Origin of the sequence: Sporolactobacillus vineae DSM 21990 = SL153, assembly GCF_000377985.1 — a bacterium.
Taxonomy (GTDB): domain Bacteria; phylum Bacillota; class Bacilli; order Bacillales; family Sporolactobacillaceae; genus Sporolactobacillus; species Sporolactobacillus vineae.
Genome location: NZ_KB899044.1, coordinates 106,005 through 122,270, shown reverse-complemented (window position 1 = coordinate 122,270; position 16,266 = coordinate 106,005). Strand labels below are relative to the sequence as shown.

The following is a 16,266-nucleotide window of genomic DNA, read 5'->3' as shown; positions in this document are numbered from 1 at the left end:
TCAGGGGGTCATTGAAGCATGGGAACAACAATTTCGGAAGTCAGCAGTCATGTCGGAAGTGAAGTTACGATCGGCGTATGGCTCGCAAATAAACGGTCAAGCGGCAAGATACAGTTCCTCGAACTACGTGACGGAACCGGCTTTATTCAGGGCGTCGTCCTCAAAAATGAGGTTGATGAGGCGGACTGGGAAGAAGCTAAAGAACTGACGCAGGAAAGCTCGCTCTATGTAACCGGTTTAGTTCGCGAGGATAAGCGGGCACCATCCGGCTATGAATTAACGGTTTCCGGTCTGAAGCTTATTCAGAAAGCGCACGATTATCCGATTACACCCAAGGAACACGGGGTTGAGTTTCTGATGGATCATCGTCATCTGTGGCTGAGGTCGAGCCGTCAGCACGCCATTCTGAGAATCCGCAACGAAGTCATTAAGGGGACCTACGACTATTTTTACGACCATGGCTTTATCAAAGTCGACGCACCCCTGCTCACAGGCAGTGCCGCGGAGGGAACGACCGACCTTTTTCATACGAAGTATTTTGACCGCGATGCGTATCTGTCGCAGAGCGGCCAGCTCTATATGGAAGCGGCGGCAATGGCTTTCGGCAAAGTATTCTCATTCGGACCTGCTTTTCGTGCAGAAAAGTCGAAAACGCGCCGTCATCTGATCGAATTCTGGATGATTGAACCGGAAATGGCTTTCTGTGACCATGAAGAGAGCCTTAAGATTCAGGAGGATTATATTGCCTGTCTTGTTCAGCGTGTGCTGAAGAAATGCCAGCCGGAGCTGAAGGTCATCGGCAGGGATACATCGAAACTGGAAAAGATCAAAGCCCCCTTCCCGCGGATAACGTACGACGAAGCGGTCCGCTTTCTGAACAAAAATGGATTTGATGATATCAAATGGGGTGATGATTTCGGCGCGCCGCATGAAACGGCAATCGCCGAACATTTTGATGTGCCTGTCTTTGTCACCGAATATCCGGCGAAAGCCAAGGCTTTTTATATGAAACCGGATCCCGACAGGGAAGAAGTGGTACTCTGCGCGGATCTGCTTGCTCCGGAAGGGTACGGTGAAATCATCGGCGGCAGTCAGAGAATTGATGACCTCGAACTGATGAAGAAACGTTACGAACAATATCATCTGAATGATCCTTCATATAAGTGGTATCTTGAACTTCGTCAGTACGGCTCTGTACCGCATTCCGGTTTCGGGCTCGGACTGGAGCGGGCGATTGCCTGGATCTGCGGACTGGAACACATCCGCGAAGCCATCCCGTTCCCAAGACTGCTGAATCGGATTTATCCGTGATCAAGGGTCAAATAAACAGGACTTTCGGCAGCCGGTTTCTCACCGGCTGTTTTTCTTTCACATTGCCATGCCGGTTTGAATCCGTCAGAAACGACAGGGTCAGTCATGTTATACTATTTTTTGAGGTGTCAGGACATGGATGCTAAATTTTTAACCAGACTGATGATGGACAGTCAGCTGAATATACCGTCACTCTTGATTGAACATTATAATGAAATCGGCCTGAACGAACAAGAATGTATGCTGTTGATCGAAGTGCATTCATTCATCACTCATGGAGACGAATTCCCGACATTTGAAAATTTATCTGCCAGAATGACCTTAAGTGAAACCGAATGCGCCGATATGCTACATGATATGGTGCAGCATGGTTTTCTGTCAATTGTGCAGAAAACGGAAAACGAGCTGTATACAGAAGCTTATTCGCTTCAGCCGCTCTGGGAAAAGCTGATCCGTTTCGCTTACCGGGAACAGACTTCGTCTGCTCCGGAGGCCACGGAAAAGACGCTGTATACACTTTTCGAAACTGAATTCGGCCGGCCGCTGTCGCCGATCGAATGTGAAACGCTGGCGATGTGGACGGACGACGACCACCAGTCACCAGCAATGATTAAAGCTGCCTTGCGTGAAGCCGTAGTCTCCGGAAAACTTAACTTCAGATATATCGACCGGATATTATTTGAATGGAAGAAAAACGGGATCAAAACGGCGGCACAGGCCAAGGCACACGGTGACCAGATCCGGCGGCGCCAGCCGGCAGGCCGTATGGTAAAGCCCGGTACTGCAGATCACACGGAGAAAAAGCCGGACTATGACTGGCTTGACCAGGACTGACCGGAGACAGGAGGCTGATTCCGATTCTCAACCAGAAACAGATTGATTATGTTATGGAAACCATTGCCCGCATGTTTCCCGACGCACATTGTGAGCTGAATCATAGGAATCCGTTTGAATTGGCGATTGCAGTCATGCTCTCGGCCCAGTGCACGGATGCACTTGTGAACCGGGTGACCCCCGCTCTTTTTGAAAAGTATCATGAACCGGAGGATTATCTGGCGGTGCCGGTCGAGGAACTGCAGCGCGATATCCGCTCAATCGGACTGTTTCGCACCAAAGCGAAACACATCCGCCAGATGTGCGCCTGTCTGATTGAAGATGACAACGGTCAATTGCCGGAGACACGCGACGAGCTGGTTAAATTGCCTGGAATCGGACGGAAGACAGCGAATGTGATTGCGTCTGTTGCTTTTGGCCAGCCGGCAATCGCTGTCGATACCCATGTTGAACGTGTGACGAAACGCCTGGGCATTTGCCGCTGGAAAGACAGCGTGCTTGAAGTCGAGAAAACGCTGATGAAACGGGTGCCTCGCGAGAAATGGTCGCTGACACATCACCGCCTGATCTTTTTTGGCCGCTACCATTGCAAAGCGGCCAATCCGAATTGTCCGGAGTGCCCGCTGCTTGATCTCTGCCGGGAAGGGCAGAAGCGGATGAAAAGCAGGGGGGATTTCATTGCCGCCCGAAAATAGAGTATTTTCTGTTCCCGGTTCATTCTGTGTATCACCTTTCTATGCACCCCGGTCGTCGATTCAGCTCGATAAGGTCCGAACCATGAGTGAAGAGTACCCGTTTTTTTATGATATTCTTTATGTCGTGCAGCCGGATGCTCGGACTGCCTGGCCATGGGCTGAACCTGATGATACGCTGAAACGGCGCTGGGATCAGCGACGCCGGTTAATTCAGGACGTGTTTCATCGAAGACAAAAGTCATTCCTGATCCGGGAATCAATGATCGGTGCACTGGCAGAATTTATTGAGCGCATGTTCTGGGAGGAAGGAAGACCCGTTGATGGTCTTGCTAAGCGTCATCTGTCCTCTGAATTAAACCGGATGGCTTTTGCTCCGCTTAATCTTGATGAGCGGATCGACTATATTGCCCGTCAGCCCGACCGCTATACGTCATATATCCAGCTGAATCTGCTCGAGGATGAACTCACTAAAAAAATAGCCGTTGCCAGGAGTCGAAGAGACCATTAAAAAACCCCGGAAAACCAGTTGACTGGTTTTCCGGGGTTTTGCTGCTTGCTGAGAAATGGATCACTGGCTGTTCTGGCTGTTCTGGCTGCTCTGATTGCCGCCCGACCCCTGTCCTGAATTCGAGTTTTGATTCTGTGCCGGGGTTGGGTTCGCACTGGAACTGCTCGTCGAAGTCGTTCCGCCTGTCGGTGAAGAGGGTGGAGCTGATGACGATGACGATGACGATGCCGGTGCAGAACTGCTGGCCGGAGCTGAGCTCGAAGCACTGGAGTTGCTGATACTGCTGCTGCTTGAGCTGCTGGCCGGAGCTGAACTGCTGCTTGAGCTGCTGCTTGAAGCACTGCTAGCCGGTGCTGAAGACGACGAACGATTCGTGTTAAAATGATTGGAAACATTTGAATTCCGCACAGCCAGTTCGCCGCCGCTCAAACTGATGACGGAGCTGGGCTGAACAAAATCAGGCGACCCGGGCATAAAGTTTTGCATGACTGATTTGAAGATAAACTGAGCATAGCCTTGTTCGCCCGGCCCAAGGTAGGAACCGTAGAGCTTCGGGTTCTTAAGGCTTTTATTCACGTCGACATAGCCTGTCCAGACCGAAGCCGTCAGTCTTGTTGTATAGCCGACAAACCAGGAATCCGTTGCACCGGTATTGACGCCGGCCTGGGAGATATGGTACTTCTCAGCAAATTTCGAATCGATGTTCTGTGTACCGGTCTTACCTGCCAGGGCAACTCCGGGGATATTCGCGCGGACACCGGTTCCCTTAGTCATGACATCTCGAAGCATATCTGTAATCATGTATGCTGTCGAATCGCTCATCGCCGCATGACGGGTATGCTTAAAATAAAGCGTCTCGCCGTCCGGTTTAACGATCTTTCGTATGGCATATGGCTGGTTGTAAATACCGCTATTGCCGAAAGCCGCATAGGCGCCGGCCATCTGAAGCGGTGTCGCACCAAATGAGCCAATGGCAAAGGATTCATTAAAATCGTTCCGCGGCAAATGTATCCCCAGCTTTCCGGCAAAACGGATCACACTGCCTGAACCGACTGAATTATCCAGTGTTTGCAGCGTACGCACCGCCGGAACATTTCGAGAGAGATAGAGCGCTTTGCGCATCGTCATCTGGCCCATGAACTTTCCGTCCCAGTCATCGACTGTCGGACCCCTTGTATAACTTGTTCCCTGTTTGTCGTCCACCGTATAGTCGGTCGGCCATTTCAAATACTGAATGGCCGGACCATAGTCGACAATCGGCTTTGACGTCGAACCGATACTCCGACTTTCCCTGTCGGCGAAGTTCAGATCGCCATAACTGTAATTCCGGCTGCCGCCAAGTGCCCGTATGGCTCCGGTCTGTGTATCGACAACAGAAACCGCGGCATTAAAATTACGCTGAACATTGGGGTAGTTGGCCTTGTTGTTCAGGGTGTTCTGCGTCTGCTGCTGAATCGACTGATCCAGTGTCGTATATATTTTCAGTCCGCCCGAATTCAGATCCTTCTCGGTGATACCGAGACTTTTATCGCTCAGAATGGCGCGCCGTACATAATCGACAAATGCACCGTATTTCCGGTTGCTGACAGGAACGGCTCTGTGGCCCCGGGTCATCGTCTTCATTGAGACGGCTTTAGCCTGCGCTGCCTGATCCGGTGTAATGGCCTTGTTTTTTACCATCAGGTCAAGCACCAGATCACGCCGCTGCCTGGCATGGGCCGGCTGAAGAATCGGGTCGTAGTAACTTGGATTCCGGGTCATCGCCGCAAGCATGGCGGCCTGGGGAAGAGTAATGTTCTTAATATTCGTACCAAAATAGTGCTCGGAAGCTGCCGCAACGCCATAAGTGGGACCGCTCCCAAGATAGATCTGGTTCAGATACATCTCCAGAATCTGTTTCTTGGTATATTTTTTTTCGACCTGGACGGCCAGATACATCTCCTGAATCTTCCGTGTAAACGTCTTATTCTGGCTCAGCATCGCATTACGGACCACCTGCTGGGTAATCGTGCTGGCACCCTCCGATTTATAGCCCTTCGTAAACTGCGCAACCTCGGCCCCAAGGATACGTACCGGGTCAATACCGAAATGCTGATAGAATCGTGTATCCTCAGTTGAAATATAAGCGTCCTGAACGACAAGCGGGATCTGGCTGATGCTTACGTATTGCCTGCTGACGCCAGTGTCCAGGGATGTGGCTTTCCGGTTGCTCTGGTCGTAGAGTACCGCAGAAACCGGGTTCTTCAGTTCATTTTCATTCAGTGCCGGAGCATTCTTTATAATTGCGAAAACAGTGATCGTTCCGGCAAGGATAAAGAAGAGAAGGACCAGGAAAAAGATGATCAGCAATCGCTTGAACCAGCCTCTTTTTTTATGCCCGCCGCCGGATGACTTAGGCGCTGCGTGTTTCCCATTGTGGCCGTCTCCCGACTGGCTCTCCAGTTCGGACGCGCGACGCCTTTCCATCCTCGTACGATATTCCGTCATAGATCATTCCTACCTTTCCAGACACAAAACCAACAATCCGCGATGCTAGACTATTCGCAGATAATCAGAAATTCTGACTAGCTTAAAAGTATACATCATTTACAACACAAAGGTAATCAATTCGCGGTAAATAGTGCTTAGGAATCAGGTACCCCTGATCCTGAAAAAGTGTTTTCGGAATTGATTTCCTTCCGCCCGTTTTTAGCGATGCCGACCAGCATTCCGACAGATACCGGGCATCAAGGAAAAAGACTTCACCGGTTTTGGTGAATTTAACGATAATAAATCCGATTCCTCCGTGTCTCTGAATCCGCTGCATATGCGCCACCTGGTGGGCATGAAAATTCTTCAAAGGGATATAATTGGCGAATGTCGTTTCCTTTGCTTCAAAATCCAGATATTTGCCCTTGAATACCCCATTGTAATCTGTTGTCGAAGCTTTCCGGAAGTACGCCTCGGTGATTTTCGCTGCACTCCGTTTCGGATAGTCCACGTGAACAATCTGAATCGGCGTCGGTTTTTTATAAATGACGGCCTGATCCGTCTGAAGATAGTATTTGTTCGAGACGTTGAGATCGTCTTCGAGCGTCATGCCGCGATGCCCGTATTCGACATGATCCTCTGCCGGGGTATTCCGGTGCATTCCGTTCGCTACGTAAGGCTGTCCATTCGGATAGTTGATGGTCATTCTCCCAGTCTCCCTTCACAGACCAAGCGGGCGGTCGTTAACAGTATACCAAAAATCCTGTAGTAACGGGAACACCTGTCTCCCTGGAACCTCTGTAAATCGGAAATATGGCGGATCCGGTTTCTGAAGGTGCCGACAGAACACTAGTTTTGTCGGCGTGGCACCACTTTTGTCATCCATAAAGGAGTTCCGCATCTGCCGGGCGAATGTTTTAACAGATAAATAATAAGGAAAGAAGGGAACTGTCATGACAGTTCGGCACGACTCCGGAAGCCTTACAAGGGAACAGATCGATGAAAAATTAACCGGTATGATCTTTGACGTCGAACAGCTTCAGAAGAAGTGTCAGCGCCGGCTGATCGACGAAACCGGGGATTATCGGGGCCAATACAGGAAACTCCTGCTCCGGTCGGTCCGGCGCCTCCTCAGTCTCGAACGAAACAGCACACTTTTTGACCCTCTGCCGGCTCGGCATGCGGAAGCCGGCGGACATGGCACAAATGATGTACCGGTGCAGGTACGTGAAGAGGCCCCGCCGTTTCATCGTTCTCAAACCATGGTAAACTAGGGGAGCAGGAAAGACTGCTGCAGCCATGGAGGAAGATACAGATGAACAATCCGACCGATCGACTCAGAAAGACGACGAAAGAGCTGAAAATGCTGAATAAGAAAGCTTGCGACCAGTTTATGAACGTGACAACGCTGCCGGGTTATCAGGTTGATTTCCAGGGCAGGGTCAAGCCGTTTGCAGATCTGATGCAGTCAGCCGTAAATGCCTGGAAACCCATGGCCGGGGACTGGGTCCGGAAGCGGAAGCCCAGATATGTCCACCCTGAGCAAATCAAGGCAACTTGCGAAAACCTTCAGATTGTCTGTGTCACCGCCTTCCAGGAGGATACGCGGCGACGCCGGTTTATCGAGACGATCGAAGCCATCGATTTTGTTCTGGATACATTGCTGACACAACTGGATGCCGACCGTAAGAATACCGCGGAAGGATCAGTTTCCGGGAAGAAATAGAAAGCGGACAATCTGGAAAACGAGATAGGGGACGCCTAAAAACAAAATGAGCCGGTACATGACGGCTGTCAGCGCCTCGAAACAATCTTCTGCAGACAGCCGGTCAAATTTGCGGAAATAACGGGTGACTCTCTCAAACAGAAGGGCGCGTCTTGTTTTCGGGATGACAGGGACGATTTTTTCCATATCTTCTGTTTCCTCCTTAGGAAAATGGCTCTATCAAAAGATATGGCTTGTCCTGATAAATTATGAATGTCTGTCCACTGTTTTCAGTAAGTAGCGGATGTTCCGTCTTCTGATTCTTGAAGATTCCCCGGCGATGGTGTACATTTAAGAGGTAAAAAAGAATATGCCTGTCCACTAGGGGTGCGTTTTGCTGAGAGGAGTTTGGGCTCCGACCCTTGGACCTGATCTGGTTAATGCCAGCGTAGGAAAGTGGTACTCATAGGAAATACAAAAACCGCTTTCTATCGCTCAAAGGAAGCGGTTTAATTTTGCTTTCCGGCATCAACCGGCAGCATTCGCATCATGGCGGGCGGGCGACATCAGGGGGAATTGCAATGGCTGAACAAAAGATTGGTAAACTGAATCTGACCGATATTCTGGTCACGATTGTCGCTTCACTGGTTTTCGGACTGATCTTCAGATTGATGGGGCCGGTCTATGACTTATTAAAGCCGTTCGGCCTTCAGCTGGAAATGCTGACGTACGGTATCTGGTTTATTGCCGGACCGTTCGTAGCCCTGCTGATCCGCAAACCGGGGGTCGCATTTCTTGCAGAAACCGCGGCGGCGGCAGTTGAACTGCTGTTTGCCGGCAGCGGCGGTATCATCAACGTTTATTATGGACTGATCCAGGGGGTATTCTCCGAAGCTGTATTTGCTGCATTTCTTTATAAGAGGTTTACGCTTCTTACCGCTATATTGTCCGGCGTTGCCGCTTCGATCGGTTCGTTTATTCTTGATATTCCGTATGGCTATCTGACCGGTCTGGTCGGCTGGAACCTGACACTGAATATCGTTTTCCGATTCATCAGCGCGATTATCCTTGCCGGATTTCTTCCTTATATTCTGGTCAAAGCACTTGAGAAGACCGGTGTGACCCAGCTTGTTCGCCCGGTCACCAAGGAAGATTACGATGTGCTTAAAAAGTAACGAACCCGTATGGGGCGTCACTGATTTAAGGCTGGCATTTCCTCAAAAAAAGGACATGTTTTTTAAGGATCTCAGTTTCAATTATCAAAAGGGTGAGAAAATTCTGTTTCTCGGGCCGTCGGGCTGCGGCAAATCGACACTGCTTCAGGTTCTGTCAGGGCTGATTCCTAAAAGTGTCCCCTTGCCGGTGCATACGGAGAAGCTGTCGATCCCGAAAAGCTGGGGTTTTATTTTTCAGGATCCCGATACACAATTTTGCATGCCCTATGTCGATGAAGAAATTGCCTTCGTCCTGGAAAACCGTCGAATCGATCCGAAAAAGATGCCGGGACTGATTCACGATTACCTGAAGCTTACCGGGCTCGACTTTTCCGATCCGCATCGTTTGATCCGCACGCTGTCGGGGGGGATGAAACAGCGGCTCGCCATTGCGAGTGTGCTTGCGCTTGAGCCGGAGGTCCTGTTTCTTGATGAACCGACGGCGCTTCTCGATCCGGATGGCACGGAGCAGCTCTGGGAGACCGTTCGCCGGATCAGTAAGGGCCGGACGCTGCTCATCGTCGAACACAAAATCAGCCGGATCCTTGATCTGGTAGCACGTATCGTTCTGTTTGATCCGGACGGCCGCATATTAGCGGACGGGCCTAAAGACCAGGTGCTGGAGCAATATCGTGATGAACTCGATGCCTACGGAATCTGGCATCCGGATGCCTGGCCGGCCTATGAGCGGCGCCGTCCCGTGCCGATACGCCGGCAGAAACATGAAGAGCCGATTCTGGATCTGAAGAATTTCTCAGTCTATCATGGGCGGACGAAGTGTTTCACCGTTCCTGAACTGCACCTGTATCGCGGGGAATGGGTGGCTGTGATCGGTAAGAACGGGGCCGGAAAGAGCACAATGGTCGAAGGCATCCGCAGTCTGGTCCGCCATGAAGGGATCATGCACTGGTACCTGGATCACAAGGAAGAGGATGTTTCCTTTGTCTTCCAGAATCCTGAATATCAGTTTGTCACCGACAAAGTGGAAGATGAACTCGGTTTCAGTCTGAAGCTGAATAAATTGCCTGTTTCAGAGATCGAGAAGCTGGTGACCCGTAGTCTGGAGCAATTTGCCCTGACACAGCAGCGGACGACACATCCGTATCAACTGTCGGTCGGTCAGAAACGCCGGCTCAGTGTCGCTGCCTCGCTGATTGACCGGCCGCAGGCGGTGATCCTCGATGAGCCGACGTTTGGCCAGGACGCCCGCAATACATTTGCCCTGCTTGATCTGTTCCAGTCGCTGGTAGACGGAGGCACAACTGTCATTATGGTCACTCATGAGATGGAGATTGTCCGCAGATTTGCGACACGTGTCCTGACCGTCGCGGACGGCCGCCTGATCGGGGACAGCCGGGTTCCCGCATCCGGGCGGGGAGAGGAGACCGAAAATGGATCCCGTTATCACAGACACCAGTAAATTATTCTTTAAAGTCAATCCGTCGCTGAAACTGATCTGTTTCGCCTTTTTGTTCATTCTCTACCTGTCCGTGCAGAATCTGAATACGATGATCTGGACCACTGTCGCTTTTTCCATTGTGACGCTCTGGGCGAACGGACTGCCCCGGAAATGGTCGGTCGGATTTTTTCTGATGACCTTTATTGTTTCTTTTTTCAGTGCTTCAGCGATGATCCTTTATGGTAAGGGCTCACACGTACTTTTTCAGTGGTTTCTGATTCGGACGACAGAGGAGAGCCTGGCCCGCGGGATCCAGCTAGGCCTCAGAACCTTTGTGTTCGGTCTGCTCGGTGTTCTGTTCGCGTCCACGACGCCGCCGGTGCCTTTCTTTTATTCACTCATGCAACAATTGAAGGTACCCGTACGCTATGCTTACGGCTGTCTTGCTGCGTTCCGGATGCTGCCGATGATGGCGGAAGAGCTCGGACACATCCGTCAGGCGATGAAAGTCCGCGGTATGTCGCGACAGAAGGGACTGCGGGCGTTCTACGAGCGATTTCTGCACTATGCCCTGGGCATCCTTGTACAGTCCATCCGCCGGGCGCAGCGGACTGCAGTTGCTATGGAAGCCAAACGTTTTTCGATGAAAGAAAAGCGGACATTTTATTACCAGATCGGATGGAGCAGGAAAGATCTCATCTTTCTCTCGGTCATGACAGTCACGGTCGTCTCCGGATTTCTTCTGTCCCGCTGGATTCCGCTGACGCCGTATACCAATGTCATCGACGGGTACTGAACCATTGGATAAACAGCAAAAAGGCACGTCTTCCATTTCGTCGGAAGACGTGCTTTTTTGCTGCTTTCTGATAATCGGAACTTATTCGACGTTCATGCCTTTTTCACGGGCACGGCGTACTTCGAGGTCGCGGAGTGCCGAGCGCTTGATCTTTCCGGAAATGGTCTTTGGAAGATCCTGAACAAACTCGATTTCCCGTGGATATTTATACGGCGCTGTTTCTTTCTTCACAAAAGTCTGCAGTTCGTGAATCAAATCCTGTGACGGTTCGTACCCGTCGCGGAGAATCACAAATGCTTTCACGATATTCCCGCGAATCTCGTGCGGTATTCCGACAACAGCGCAGTCTTTAACAGCCTGGGATTTCAACAGAGCATCTTCAACCTCCACCGGTCCGATGGTATAACCTGAACTGATGATCACATCGTCGCGCCGTCCATGGAACCAGAAGTAACCGTCTTTATCTTTCGCCGCACGGTCGCCAGTCAGGAAGTAGTTGCCGCGAACAGCTGCTTCGTAGCGGTCTTCCTGATGGAAGTAGCCGCGGAACAGTGCAGGAAAATCACGCCTGACGGCAATGTTTCCGACTGTCCCGTCCGGTACCGGGTGGCCTTCTTCGTCAATAACCGTGATAAACGGGTCGAGTATCGCTTTGCCCATCGAACCGACACGGATCTGATCGCCGACCATTGTACCGATCAGCAGTGTGCTCTCAGTTTGCCCATAACCGTCTTTCAACTGAATATCAAAGGTCCTTTTAAAGATATCGGTCACTTCCCGGTTCAATGCCTCTCCGGCAGAGCAGGCGTTGCGCAGATGCGACAGATCATACTTGCCAAGATTGTTAACCTTGGCCATCAGCCGGTATTCTGTCGGTGTACAGCAAAGCACGTTCACCCGATAGTCCTGAAGCAGCTGCAGCTGTTTCTCCGGGTGGAAACGCCCAAAGTAAACGAGACCGGTAACACCTTTCCCAAGGACAGATAGGAAAGGGCTCCAGATCCATTTCTGCCAGCCGGGTCCGGCTGTCGCCCAGAACGTATCGCCGTCATGAATGTCGAGCCAGCGGGAGGGCGCGATCCTCAGATGCGCGTATGCCCAGCCGTGACTGTGAATGACCGCCTTTGGCGTGCCGGATGTGCCGGATGTGTACGTCAGAAAAGCCATATCGTCTTTGCTCGTCCGGACCGTTGTAAAGTCTGCGGATGCCTCACTGACCAGCCGGTTCATCGACAGCCAGCCGTCCGTCTCCCCATCAACGGAAATTTTATATTTTAATGCGGGCAAAGTTTCTTTAATCCCGTCAACCTGGCTGGTGTAATCACGATAAGCGACGATTGCCTTGGCTTCGCCCTGGCTGAGACGCAGCGCAATGTCGGCCGACCGGAGCATTTCGGAACCCGGAATGACGGCGATGCCGGCGCGCAGCGCACCAAGGTAGATGACATAGGCATCGATGATCCTTGGAACGATGGTCATGATCCGGTCGCCTTTTTTCAGGCCAAGGCCGGACAAGACATTGGCAAACTGTTTTCCCCGCTGAATCAGCTGATGATACGTGATCGTCTTTTTTTCTCCCTTGTCACTTTCCCAGCGCAGCGCGATCCGTTCTGAATCGAACCGGTCGATTTCACTGGTTAGATTATATGTGTCCGGAGCAATAAGATCTTTCAGTTCCAATATTAATGCACCTCATTTTCGTCACGCTCAGTCCATCCTGCGTGAGCTTTTTTATCAGAATTTATAATTACATATTAATACCTGATACTAAATTCTACAACCGTTATTTTACTTTTTCGCACTTTTAATATATTCGGACAGCGCTTCGCCGACGGCTTTGGAAGAGCGGTCCACTTCGGCCAGTGTGTTGTCGACGCCGCCGATTTCAATCAGAATTGCATTTTTAGATAAATCCTGATTATAAATCCCATTGCCGTCAAACTTCGTTTTGCCGACGATGCCGCGGACGATTCCCGGGTAGTGCTTGTCCAGAATCGCTTTCAGCTGTTTCGCAAAATATAGATTGGCGGTGTAGCCCGGATTGGTTTCCCCGACGATGAAGCTGATCCGGGCATACGTGTTGCTGTTACGCTTCATTGTTGTTACGGAACGGCCAAGAGAATCCCGGTGAATATCGATCAGATAAGTCAGTGACGGATTCTGTTTCAGCATGCTCCGGACCAGCTGTCTGGAACTTGCATAGGCTGTATTGGCTCCCCAGTTGCGCGGATCTGGGTGAAGGGAACCGATCCCGTTATTCAGAAGGACCTGGGCAACCTCATTGCCGGCGCGGAAAACGCCGACATTCGGGTTGGTCGTATTGGCATCCAGACCGTTGTTTGCCGGTTTATAGGATTCCCAGTAATGTGTCTGGTAAAGGAGGACTTTTTTGGTCAGCTTATTTTCAGCGACAGGGGTCTTGCCGGGTACTTTGGCCGGCTTTTTCGGCGCTTCAATTTTTATCTGCGGCGGATTGTCCTGAGGGAGGTTATTAAAATTCAGGCCTTCTCCGGCAGCAAAGATCTTTGTATTATAAATCGAAAATCCGGGAATTTCCGATCCGAACAGACTTCGAATGTCGTCAAAACGGAGATCGGTCATCGATTCAAATGCCAGATGGCCCAGGCTCTTCGGCCGGTCCGTGCTGCGGAGGACGTGAAGAAAGGCGGCATTTTCATTCCCGAAAGTCTGAGAAAGAAGTGTTTCAGCCGGCCATGTTGCCTTCTGGAGCGCATTTTCTATCGAAAGGATCCGGACCTGGCTGACGGTGACCGCTGCAGCAAGCACAAAGAAAGCGATTAAGACGGACAGATAAGTGATGATAAGATTGACTACCCGCGTTCGCCGCCGTTTCATTCCGTGCATGCTTGTCCCTCCTCTGAGAATCGCTTCATCTCTCTAACTCTATGACGCGAGGAGGAGGAGATAGACTACTTTTTTTAAAGATTCTTTTCAGTTTAATAGAATTGAAAGGTATGAATATGTGTGAAAAAACCGGTGCATCTGACGATGACCGGTTTTCTATCAATAGGATAGAAACGCTAGAGACCAGGGATGATGTACCGTGAAGCCGTCACTGTGCGGTGTAGCCGCCGTCAAGAACAACCGCCTGGCCGGTGACGCCCCGGGCTTTATCGCCTGCCAGGAACAAGGCATAATCGGCAATCTCACGAACGTCGAGCAGGCGTTTCTGTGGAATAAGCGGATAAAAAACTTCTTCGAGAACCGCCTCAACCGGCACGTTACGTGTCGCCGCAACATCTTTCAGCTGGCCGCGGACAAGCGCCGTATCAACGTAACCCGGGCAGAGGGCATTTACCGTGATGCCGTATGCCGCACTTTCCAGTGCAGCGACTTTAGTCAGGCCGATCAGGCCGTGTTTGGCACTGTTATACGCCGCTTTATTTGCGAAGCCGATCAGGCCGTTGATTGATGCGATATTAATAATCCGTCCGTATTTCCGGCTTTTCATGACCGGCAGTACATGCTTAATCGCATAGAACGGGGCAATCAGCATAATTCGGATCATCTGCTCGAATTTTTCCGAGGGGAAGTCTTCGATCGGTGCGACATGCTGCAGCCCGGCATTATTGATGAGAATATCAACACCACCATAGGTCTTCACTGCCTGATCGATCAGATTCTGAATCTGATCTTCTTTAGTGACGTCCGCGGCAACGGCAGTTACCGTCCCGCCAAGAGCCGTAATCGTGCGCTCCGCTTCAGCAAGGGATAATGCGTTAATATCGGAAAGCACAACATTTGCTCCGTTTTGAGCGAATGATTTGCCAATTTCGAAACCGATTCCCCGGGCCGAGCCTGTAATCACAACTGTTTTCCCTCTGACCAATCTGTTTTCCTCCGCATCTTTGTCCATATTCTCTTGACTGCCTGCTCCTGACTTGTCACTGTCCAACGATTTCAGAAGCGAAGCAGACAGAGGAGGTCCTAATAAATGTATAAGTCCTGTGTTCAGAATTAGACCAGTAGATTGTTCACATAATTCTCGAAATGCACCAATACAATGAATTGTCACAAAACGGTCACAGAGCTATGATTCACCGAAAATTGAACGCAGCCTACCGTTATTCTCAGTTACCTGATAAAGGGGGAGGTCTGATGAAAGAGGTTGTGATCGTCGGCGCTGCACGAACACCGGTCGGTTCATTTGGCGGCGCCTTATCCGGAGTCTCAGCTGTTGCTCTTGGAACTGCAGCCGCCAGGGAAGCTATCCGGCGCTCCGGTGTCCCGGCACACCACATTGATGAAGCCGTGATCGGCAATATTCTGTCGGCCGGGCTTGGGCAGAATATTGCCCGGCAGATCGCGCTTCATTCCGGGATGTCCGATAGCTCGACGGCGGTCGGCATCAATATGCTCTGCGGATCAGGACTTCGTGCCGTGATCCAGGCAGTTCAGACGCTTCGTGCCGGTGATGCCGACTTTATTCTGGCCGGGGGAACGGAGAGCATGAGCCGTGCACCCTATCTGCTCACTGATTATCGCTGGGGAAAAAGGATGGGCGAAGGACAGATCGAGGACTCGATGATTATGGATGCCCTGACCGATGCGTTCAGTCACGTTCACATGGGTGTGACGGCGGAGAACATCGCCGAACAGTGGCACATCAGCCGGGAAGAGCAAGATGCATTCGCCCTGAACAGTCAGCTGAAAGCAGAGAAGGCGCAGCTTCTCGGCTATTTTGATGAAGAGATCGTTCCGGTTGAAGTGACGGTAAAGAAGAAGAAATCCGAGGTCCGTCAGGATGAGCATCCCCGGCATGGCATGACACTGGAGACCCTGTCCGGTTTGCGACCTGTGTTCCGGAAGAACGGGACGGTGACCGTCGGCAACGCCTCCGGACTGAACGACGGGGCCGCCATGCTTGTCCTGACGACGCGCCAGAAAGCGAGGGAGGCCGGACTGACTGTACTCGCATCGATCCGTTCCTATGCCAGTGCCGGACTGGATCCGCAGATCATGGGTTACGGACCGGTTCCGGCAGTCAAGAAAGCGCTGCATCAGGCCAATCTGGATATTGGCGCCATTGATCTGGCGGAAATTAATGAAGCCTTTGCTGCGCAGTCAATCGCTGTCATCCGCGATCTGAAACTGGATCCGGATAAGGTAAATGTCAGCGGGGGTGCGATCGCACTGGGTCATCCCGTCGGGGCCTCAGGTGCCCGTATTCTCTGTACTCTGCTTTACGGGATGAAGCGGACCGGCGCAAAGACCGGTCTGGCCGCTCTTTGCATCGGCGGTGGTCAGGGGACGGCCGTCATTGTGAACAATGAAGTACCGGATTAATGTAAGCGGTTACTATAAATTTTAAACC

16 protein-coding genes and 1 riboswitch are annotated in these 16,266 nt (G+C 51.2%); of the genes, 10 read left to right on the top strand and 6 right to left on the bottom strand.

Annotation, left to right across the window (positions count from 1 at the left end; genetic code table 11):
* Window positions 1–18: 18 nt before the first annotated feature.
* The 4 genes from asnS to D889_RS0104845 all read left to right on the top strand — a co-directional run bounded on the left by asnS (window position 19) and on the right by D889_RS0104845 (window position 3,348).
* Window positions 19–1,311 (top strand): asparagine--tRNA ligase, encoded by a 1,293-nt coding sequence (gene asnS / locus D889_RS0104860; protein WP_010631171.1) that lies wholly within the window; start codon window positions 19–21, stop codon window positions 1,309–1,311.
* 135 nt (window positions 1,312–1,446) lie between these two features.
* On the top strand, window positions 1,447–2,145 hold the full coding sequence (locus D889_RS0104855) for a DnaD domain-containing protein (RefSeq protein ID WP_010631172.1): 699 nt from the start codon (window positions 1,447–1,449) through the stop codon (window positions 2,143–2,145).
* Window positions 2,146–2,168: 23 nt separating this feature from the next.
* Complete coding sequence (gene nth / locus D889_RS0104850; protein ID WP_026039029.1) at window positions 2,169–2,840, top strand: endonuclease III; 672 nt, start codon at window positions 2,169–2,171, stop codon at window positions 2,838–2,840.
* Between the two features lie 82 nt (window positions 2,841–2,922).
* Entirely contained in the window at window positions 2,923–3,348 is a 426-nt protein-coding gene (locus tag D889_RS0104845) for a YpoC family protein (protein WP_238537579.1), read from the top strand.
* A gap of 60 nt (window positions 3,349–3,408) precedes the next feature.
* Here D889_RS0104845 and D889_RS0104840 read toward each other — a convergent pair whose 3' ends face one another.
* Together D889_RS0104840 and recU are read right to left on the bottom strand one after the other, a co-directional pair.
* Window positions 3,409–5,814, bottom strand: a complete 2,406-nt coding sequence (locus tag D889_RS0104840) for a transglycosylase domain-containing protein (protein ID WP_248676827.1) — start codon at window positions 5,812–5,814, stop codon at window positions 3,409–3,411.
* Window positions 5,815–5,917: 103 nt separating this feature from the next.
* Window positions 5,918–6,523, bottom strand: a complete 606-nt coding sequence (recU, locus tag D889_RS0104835) for a Holliday junction resolvase RecU (RefSeq protein ID WP_010631176.1) — start codon at window positions 6,521–6,523, stop codon at window positions 5,918–5,920.
* A 247-nt stretch (window positions 6,524–6,770) separates the two neighbouring features.
* Here recU and D889_RS0104830 point away from each other — a divergent pair, with 247 nt between their 5' ends.
* Together D889_RS0104830 and D889_RS0104825 are read left to right on the top strand one after the other, a co-directional pair.
* Window positions 6,771–7,091 (top strand): hypothetical protein, encoded by a 321-nt coding sequence (locus D889_RS0104830; RefSeq protein ID WP_010631177.1) that lies wholly within the window; start codon window positions 6,771–6,773, stop codon window positions 7,089–7,091.
* Between the two features lie 41 nt (window positions 7,092–7,132).
* Window positions 7,133–7,543 carry a YppE family protein gene (locus tag D889_RS0104825; RefSeq protein WP_010631178.1) on the top strand — a complete coding sequence of 137 codons (411 nt, stop codon included), beginning with the start codon at window positions 7,133–7,135 and terminating at the stop codon, window positions 7,541–7,543.
* Here the strand turns inward: D889_RS0104825 and D889_RS0104820 are convergent.
* Window positions 7,523–7,729 (bottom strand): hypothetical protein, encoded by a 207-nt coding sequence (locus D889_RS0104820; RefSeq protein ID WP_010631179.1) that lies wholly within the window; start codon window positions 7,727–7,729, stop codon window positions 7,523–7,525. The genes D889_RS0104825 and D889_RS0104820 overlap by 21 nt on opposite strands.
* A 166-nt stretch (window positions 7,730–7,895) precedes the next feature.
* Window positions 7,896–7,994, top strand: a riboswitch (TPP riboswitch).
* Window positions 7,995–8,037: 43 nt separating this feature from the next.
* On the opposite strand from D889_RS0104820, the gene D889_RS0104815 reads away from it, so the two are divergent.
* Genes D889_RS0104815 through D889_RS0104805 form a run of 3 tightly spaced genes read left to right on the top strand, consistent with a single transcriptional unit; the run spans window position 8,038 to window position 10,931 of the window.
* Window positions 8,038–8,697 (top strand): ECF transporter S component, encoded by a 660-nt coding sequence (locus D889_RS0104815; RefSeq protein ID WP_010631180.1) that lies wholly within the window; start codon window positions 8,038–8,040, stop codon window positions 8,695–8,697.
* Window positions 8,681–10,156: an ABC transporter ATP-binding protein gene (locus D889_RS0104810; RefSeq protein ID WP_010631181.1), complete on the top strand. Its 1,476-nt coding sequence runs from the start codon at window positions 8,681–8,683 to the stop codon at window positions 10,154–10,156. Before D889_RS0104815 ends, D889_RS0104810 begins: the two co-directional genes overlap by 17 nt.
* Entirely contained in the window at window positions 10,128–10,931 is an 804-nt protein-coding gene (locus D889_RS0104805) for an energy-coupling factor transporter transmembrane component T family protein (RefSeq protein ID WP_010631182.1), read from the top strand. Before D889_RS0104810 ends, D889_RS0104805 begins: the two co-directional genes overlap by 29 nt.
* Window positions 10,932–11,012: 81 nt before the next feature.
* Here D889_RS0104805 and mbcS read toward each other — a convergent pair whose 3' ends face one another.
* The 3 genes from mbcS to D889_RS0104790 all read right to left on the bottom strand — a co-directional run bounded on the left by mbcS (window position 11,013) and on the right by D889_RS0104790 (window position 14,808).
* Complete coding sequence (mbcS, locus tag D889_RS0104800) at window positions 11,013–12,611, bottom strand: acyl-CoA synthetase MbcS (RefSeq protein ID WP_010631183.1); 1,599 nt, start codon at window positions 12,609–12,611, stop codon at window positions 11,013–11,015.
* A gap of 108 nt (window positions 12,612–12,719) precedes the next feature.
* Window positions 12,720–13,796: a stage II sporulation protein P gene (spoIIP, locus tag D889_RS0104795; protein WP_010631184.1), complete on the bottom strand. Its 1,077-nt coding sequence runs from the start codon at window positions 13,794–13,796 to the stop codon at window positions 12,720–12,722.
* A gap of 208 nt (window positions 13,797–14,004) precedes the next feature.
* On the bottom strand, window positions 14,005–14,808 hold the full coding sequence (locus tag D889_RS0104790) for a 3-hydroxybutyrate dehydrogenase (RefSeq protein ID WP_018962175.1): 804 nt from the start codon (window positions 14,806–14,808) through the stop codon (window positions 14,005–14,007).
* Window positions 14,809–15,050: 242 nt separating this feature from the next.
* On the opposite strand from D889_RS0104790, the gene D889_RS0104785 reads away from it, so the two are divergent.
* The gene (locus tag D889_RS0104785) at window positions 15,051–16,238 is read left to right on the top strand and encodes an acetyl-CoA C-acetyltransferase (protein ID WP_010631186.1); all 1,188 of its coding nucleotides are present in this window, start codon (window positions 15,051–15,053) and stop codon (window positions 16,236–16,238) included.
* Window positions 16,239–16,266 lie beyond the last annotated feature (28 nt).

What these genes read in the sequence shown, in the direction of transcription:
- asnS (WP_010631171.1), top strand. Translation starts at nt 19, where the DNA reads ATGGGAACAACAATTTCGGAAGTCAGCAGTCATGTCGGAAGTGAAGTT.
- D889_RS0104855 (WP_010631172.1), top strand. Translation starts at nt 1,447, where the DNA reads ATGGATGCTAAATTTTTAACCAGACTGATGATGGACAGTCAGCTGAAT.
- D889_RS0104845 (WP_238537579.1), top strand. Translation starts at nt 2,923, where the DNA reads ATGAGTGAAGAGTACCCGTTTTTTTATGATATTCTTTATGTCGTGCAG.
- D889_RS0104840 (WP_248676827.1), bottom strand. Translation starts at nt 5,814, where the DNA reads ATGGAAAGGCGTCGCGCGTCCGAACTGGAGAGCCAGTCGGGAGACGGC.
- recU (WP_010631176.1), bottom strand. Translation starts at nt 6,523, where the DNA reads ATGACCATCAACTATCCGAATGGACAGCCTTACGTAGCGAACGGAATG.
- D889_RS0104830 (WP_010631177.1), top strand. Translation starts at nt 6,771, where the DNA reads ATGACAGTTCGGCACGACTCCGGAAGCCTTACAAGGGAACAGATCGAT.
- D889_RS0104825 (WP_010631178.1), top strand. Translation starts at nt 7,133, where the DNA reads ATGAACAATCCGACCGATCGACTCAGAAAGACGACGAAAGAGCTGAAA.
- D889_RS0104820 (WP_010631179.1), bottom strand. Translation starts at nt 7,729, where the DNA reads ATGGAAAAAATCGTCCCTGTCATCCCGAAAACAAGACGCGCCCTTCTG.
- D889_RS0104810 (WP_010631181.1), top strand. Translation starts at nt 8,681, where the DNA reads ATGTGCTTAAAAAGTAACGAACCCGTATGGGGCGTCACTGATTTAAGG.
- D889_RS0104805 (WP_010631182.1), top strand. Translation starts at nt 10,128, where the DNA reads ATGGATCCCGTTATCACAGACACCAGTAAATTATTCTTTAAAGTCAAT.
- spoIIP (WP_010631184.1), bottom strand. Translation starts at nt 13,796, where the DNA reads ATGCACGGAATGAAACGGCGGCGAACGCGGGTAGTCAATCTTATCATC.
- D889_RS0104790 (WP_018962175.1), bottom strand. Translation starts at nt 14,808, where the DNA reads ATGGACAAAGATGCGGAGGAAAACAGATTGGTCAGAGGGAAAACAGTT.
- D889_RS0104785 (WP_010631186.1), top strand. Translation starts at nt 15,051, where the DNA reads ATGAAAGAGGTTGTGATCGTCGGCGCTGCACGAACACCGGTCGGTTCA.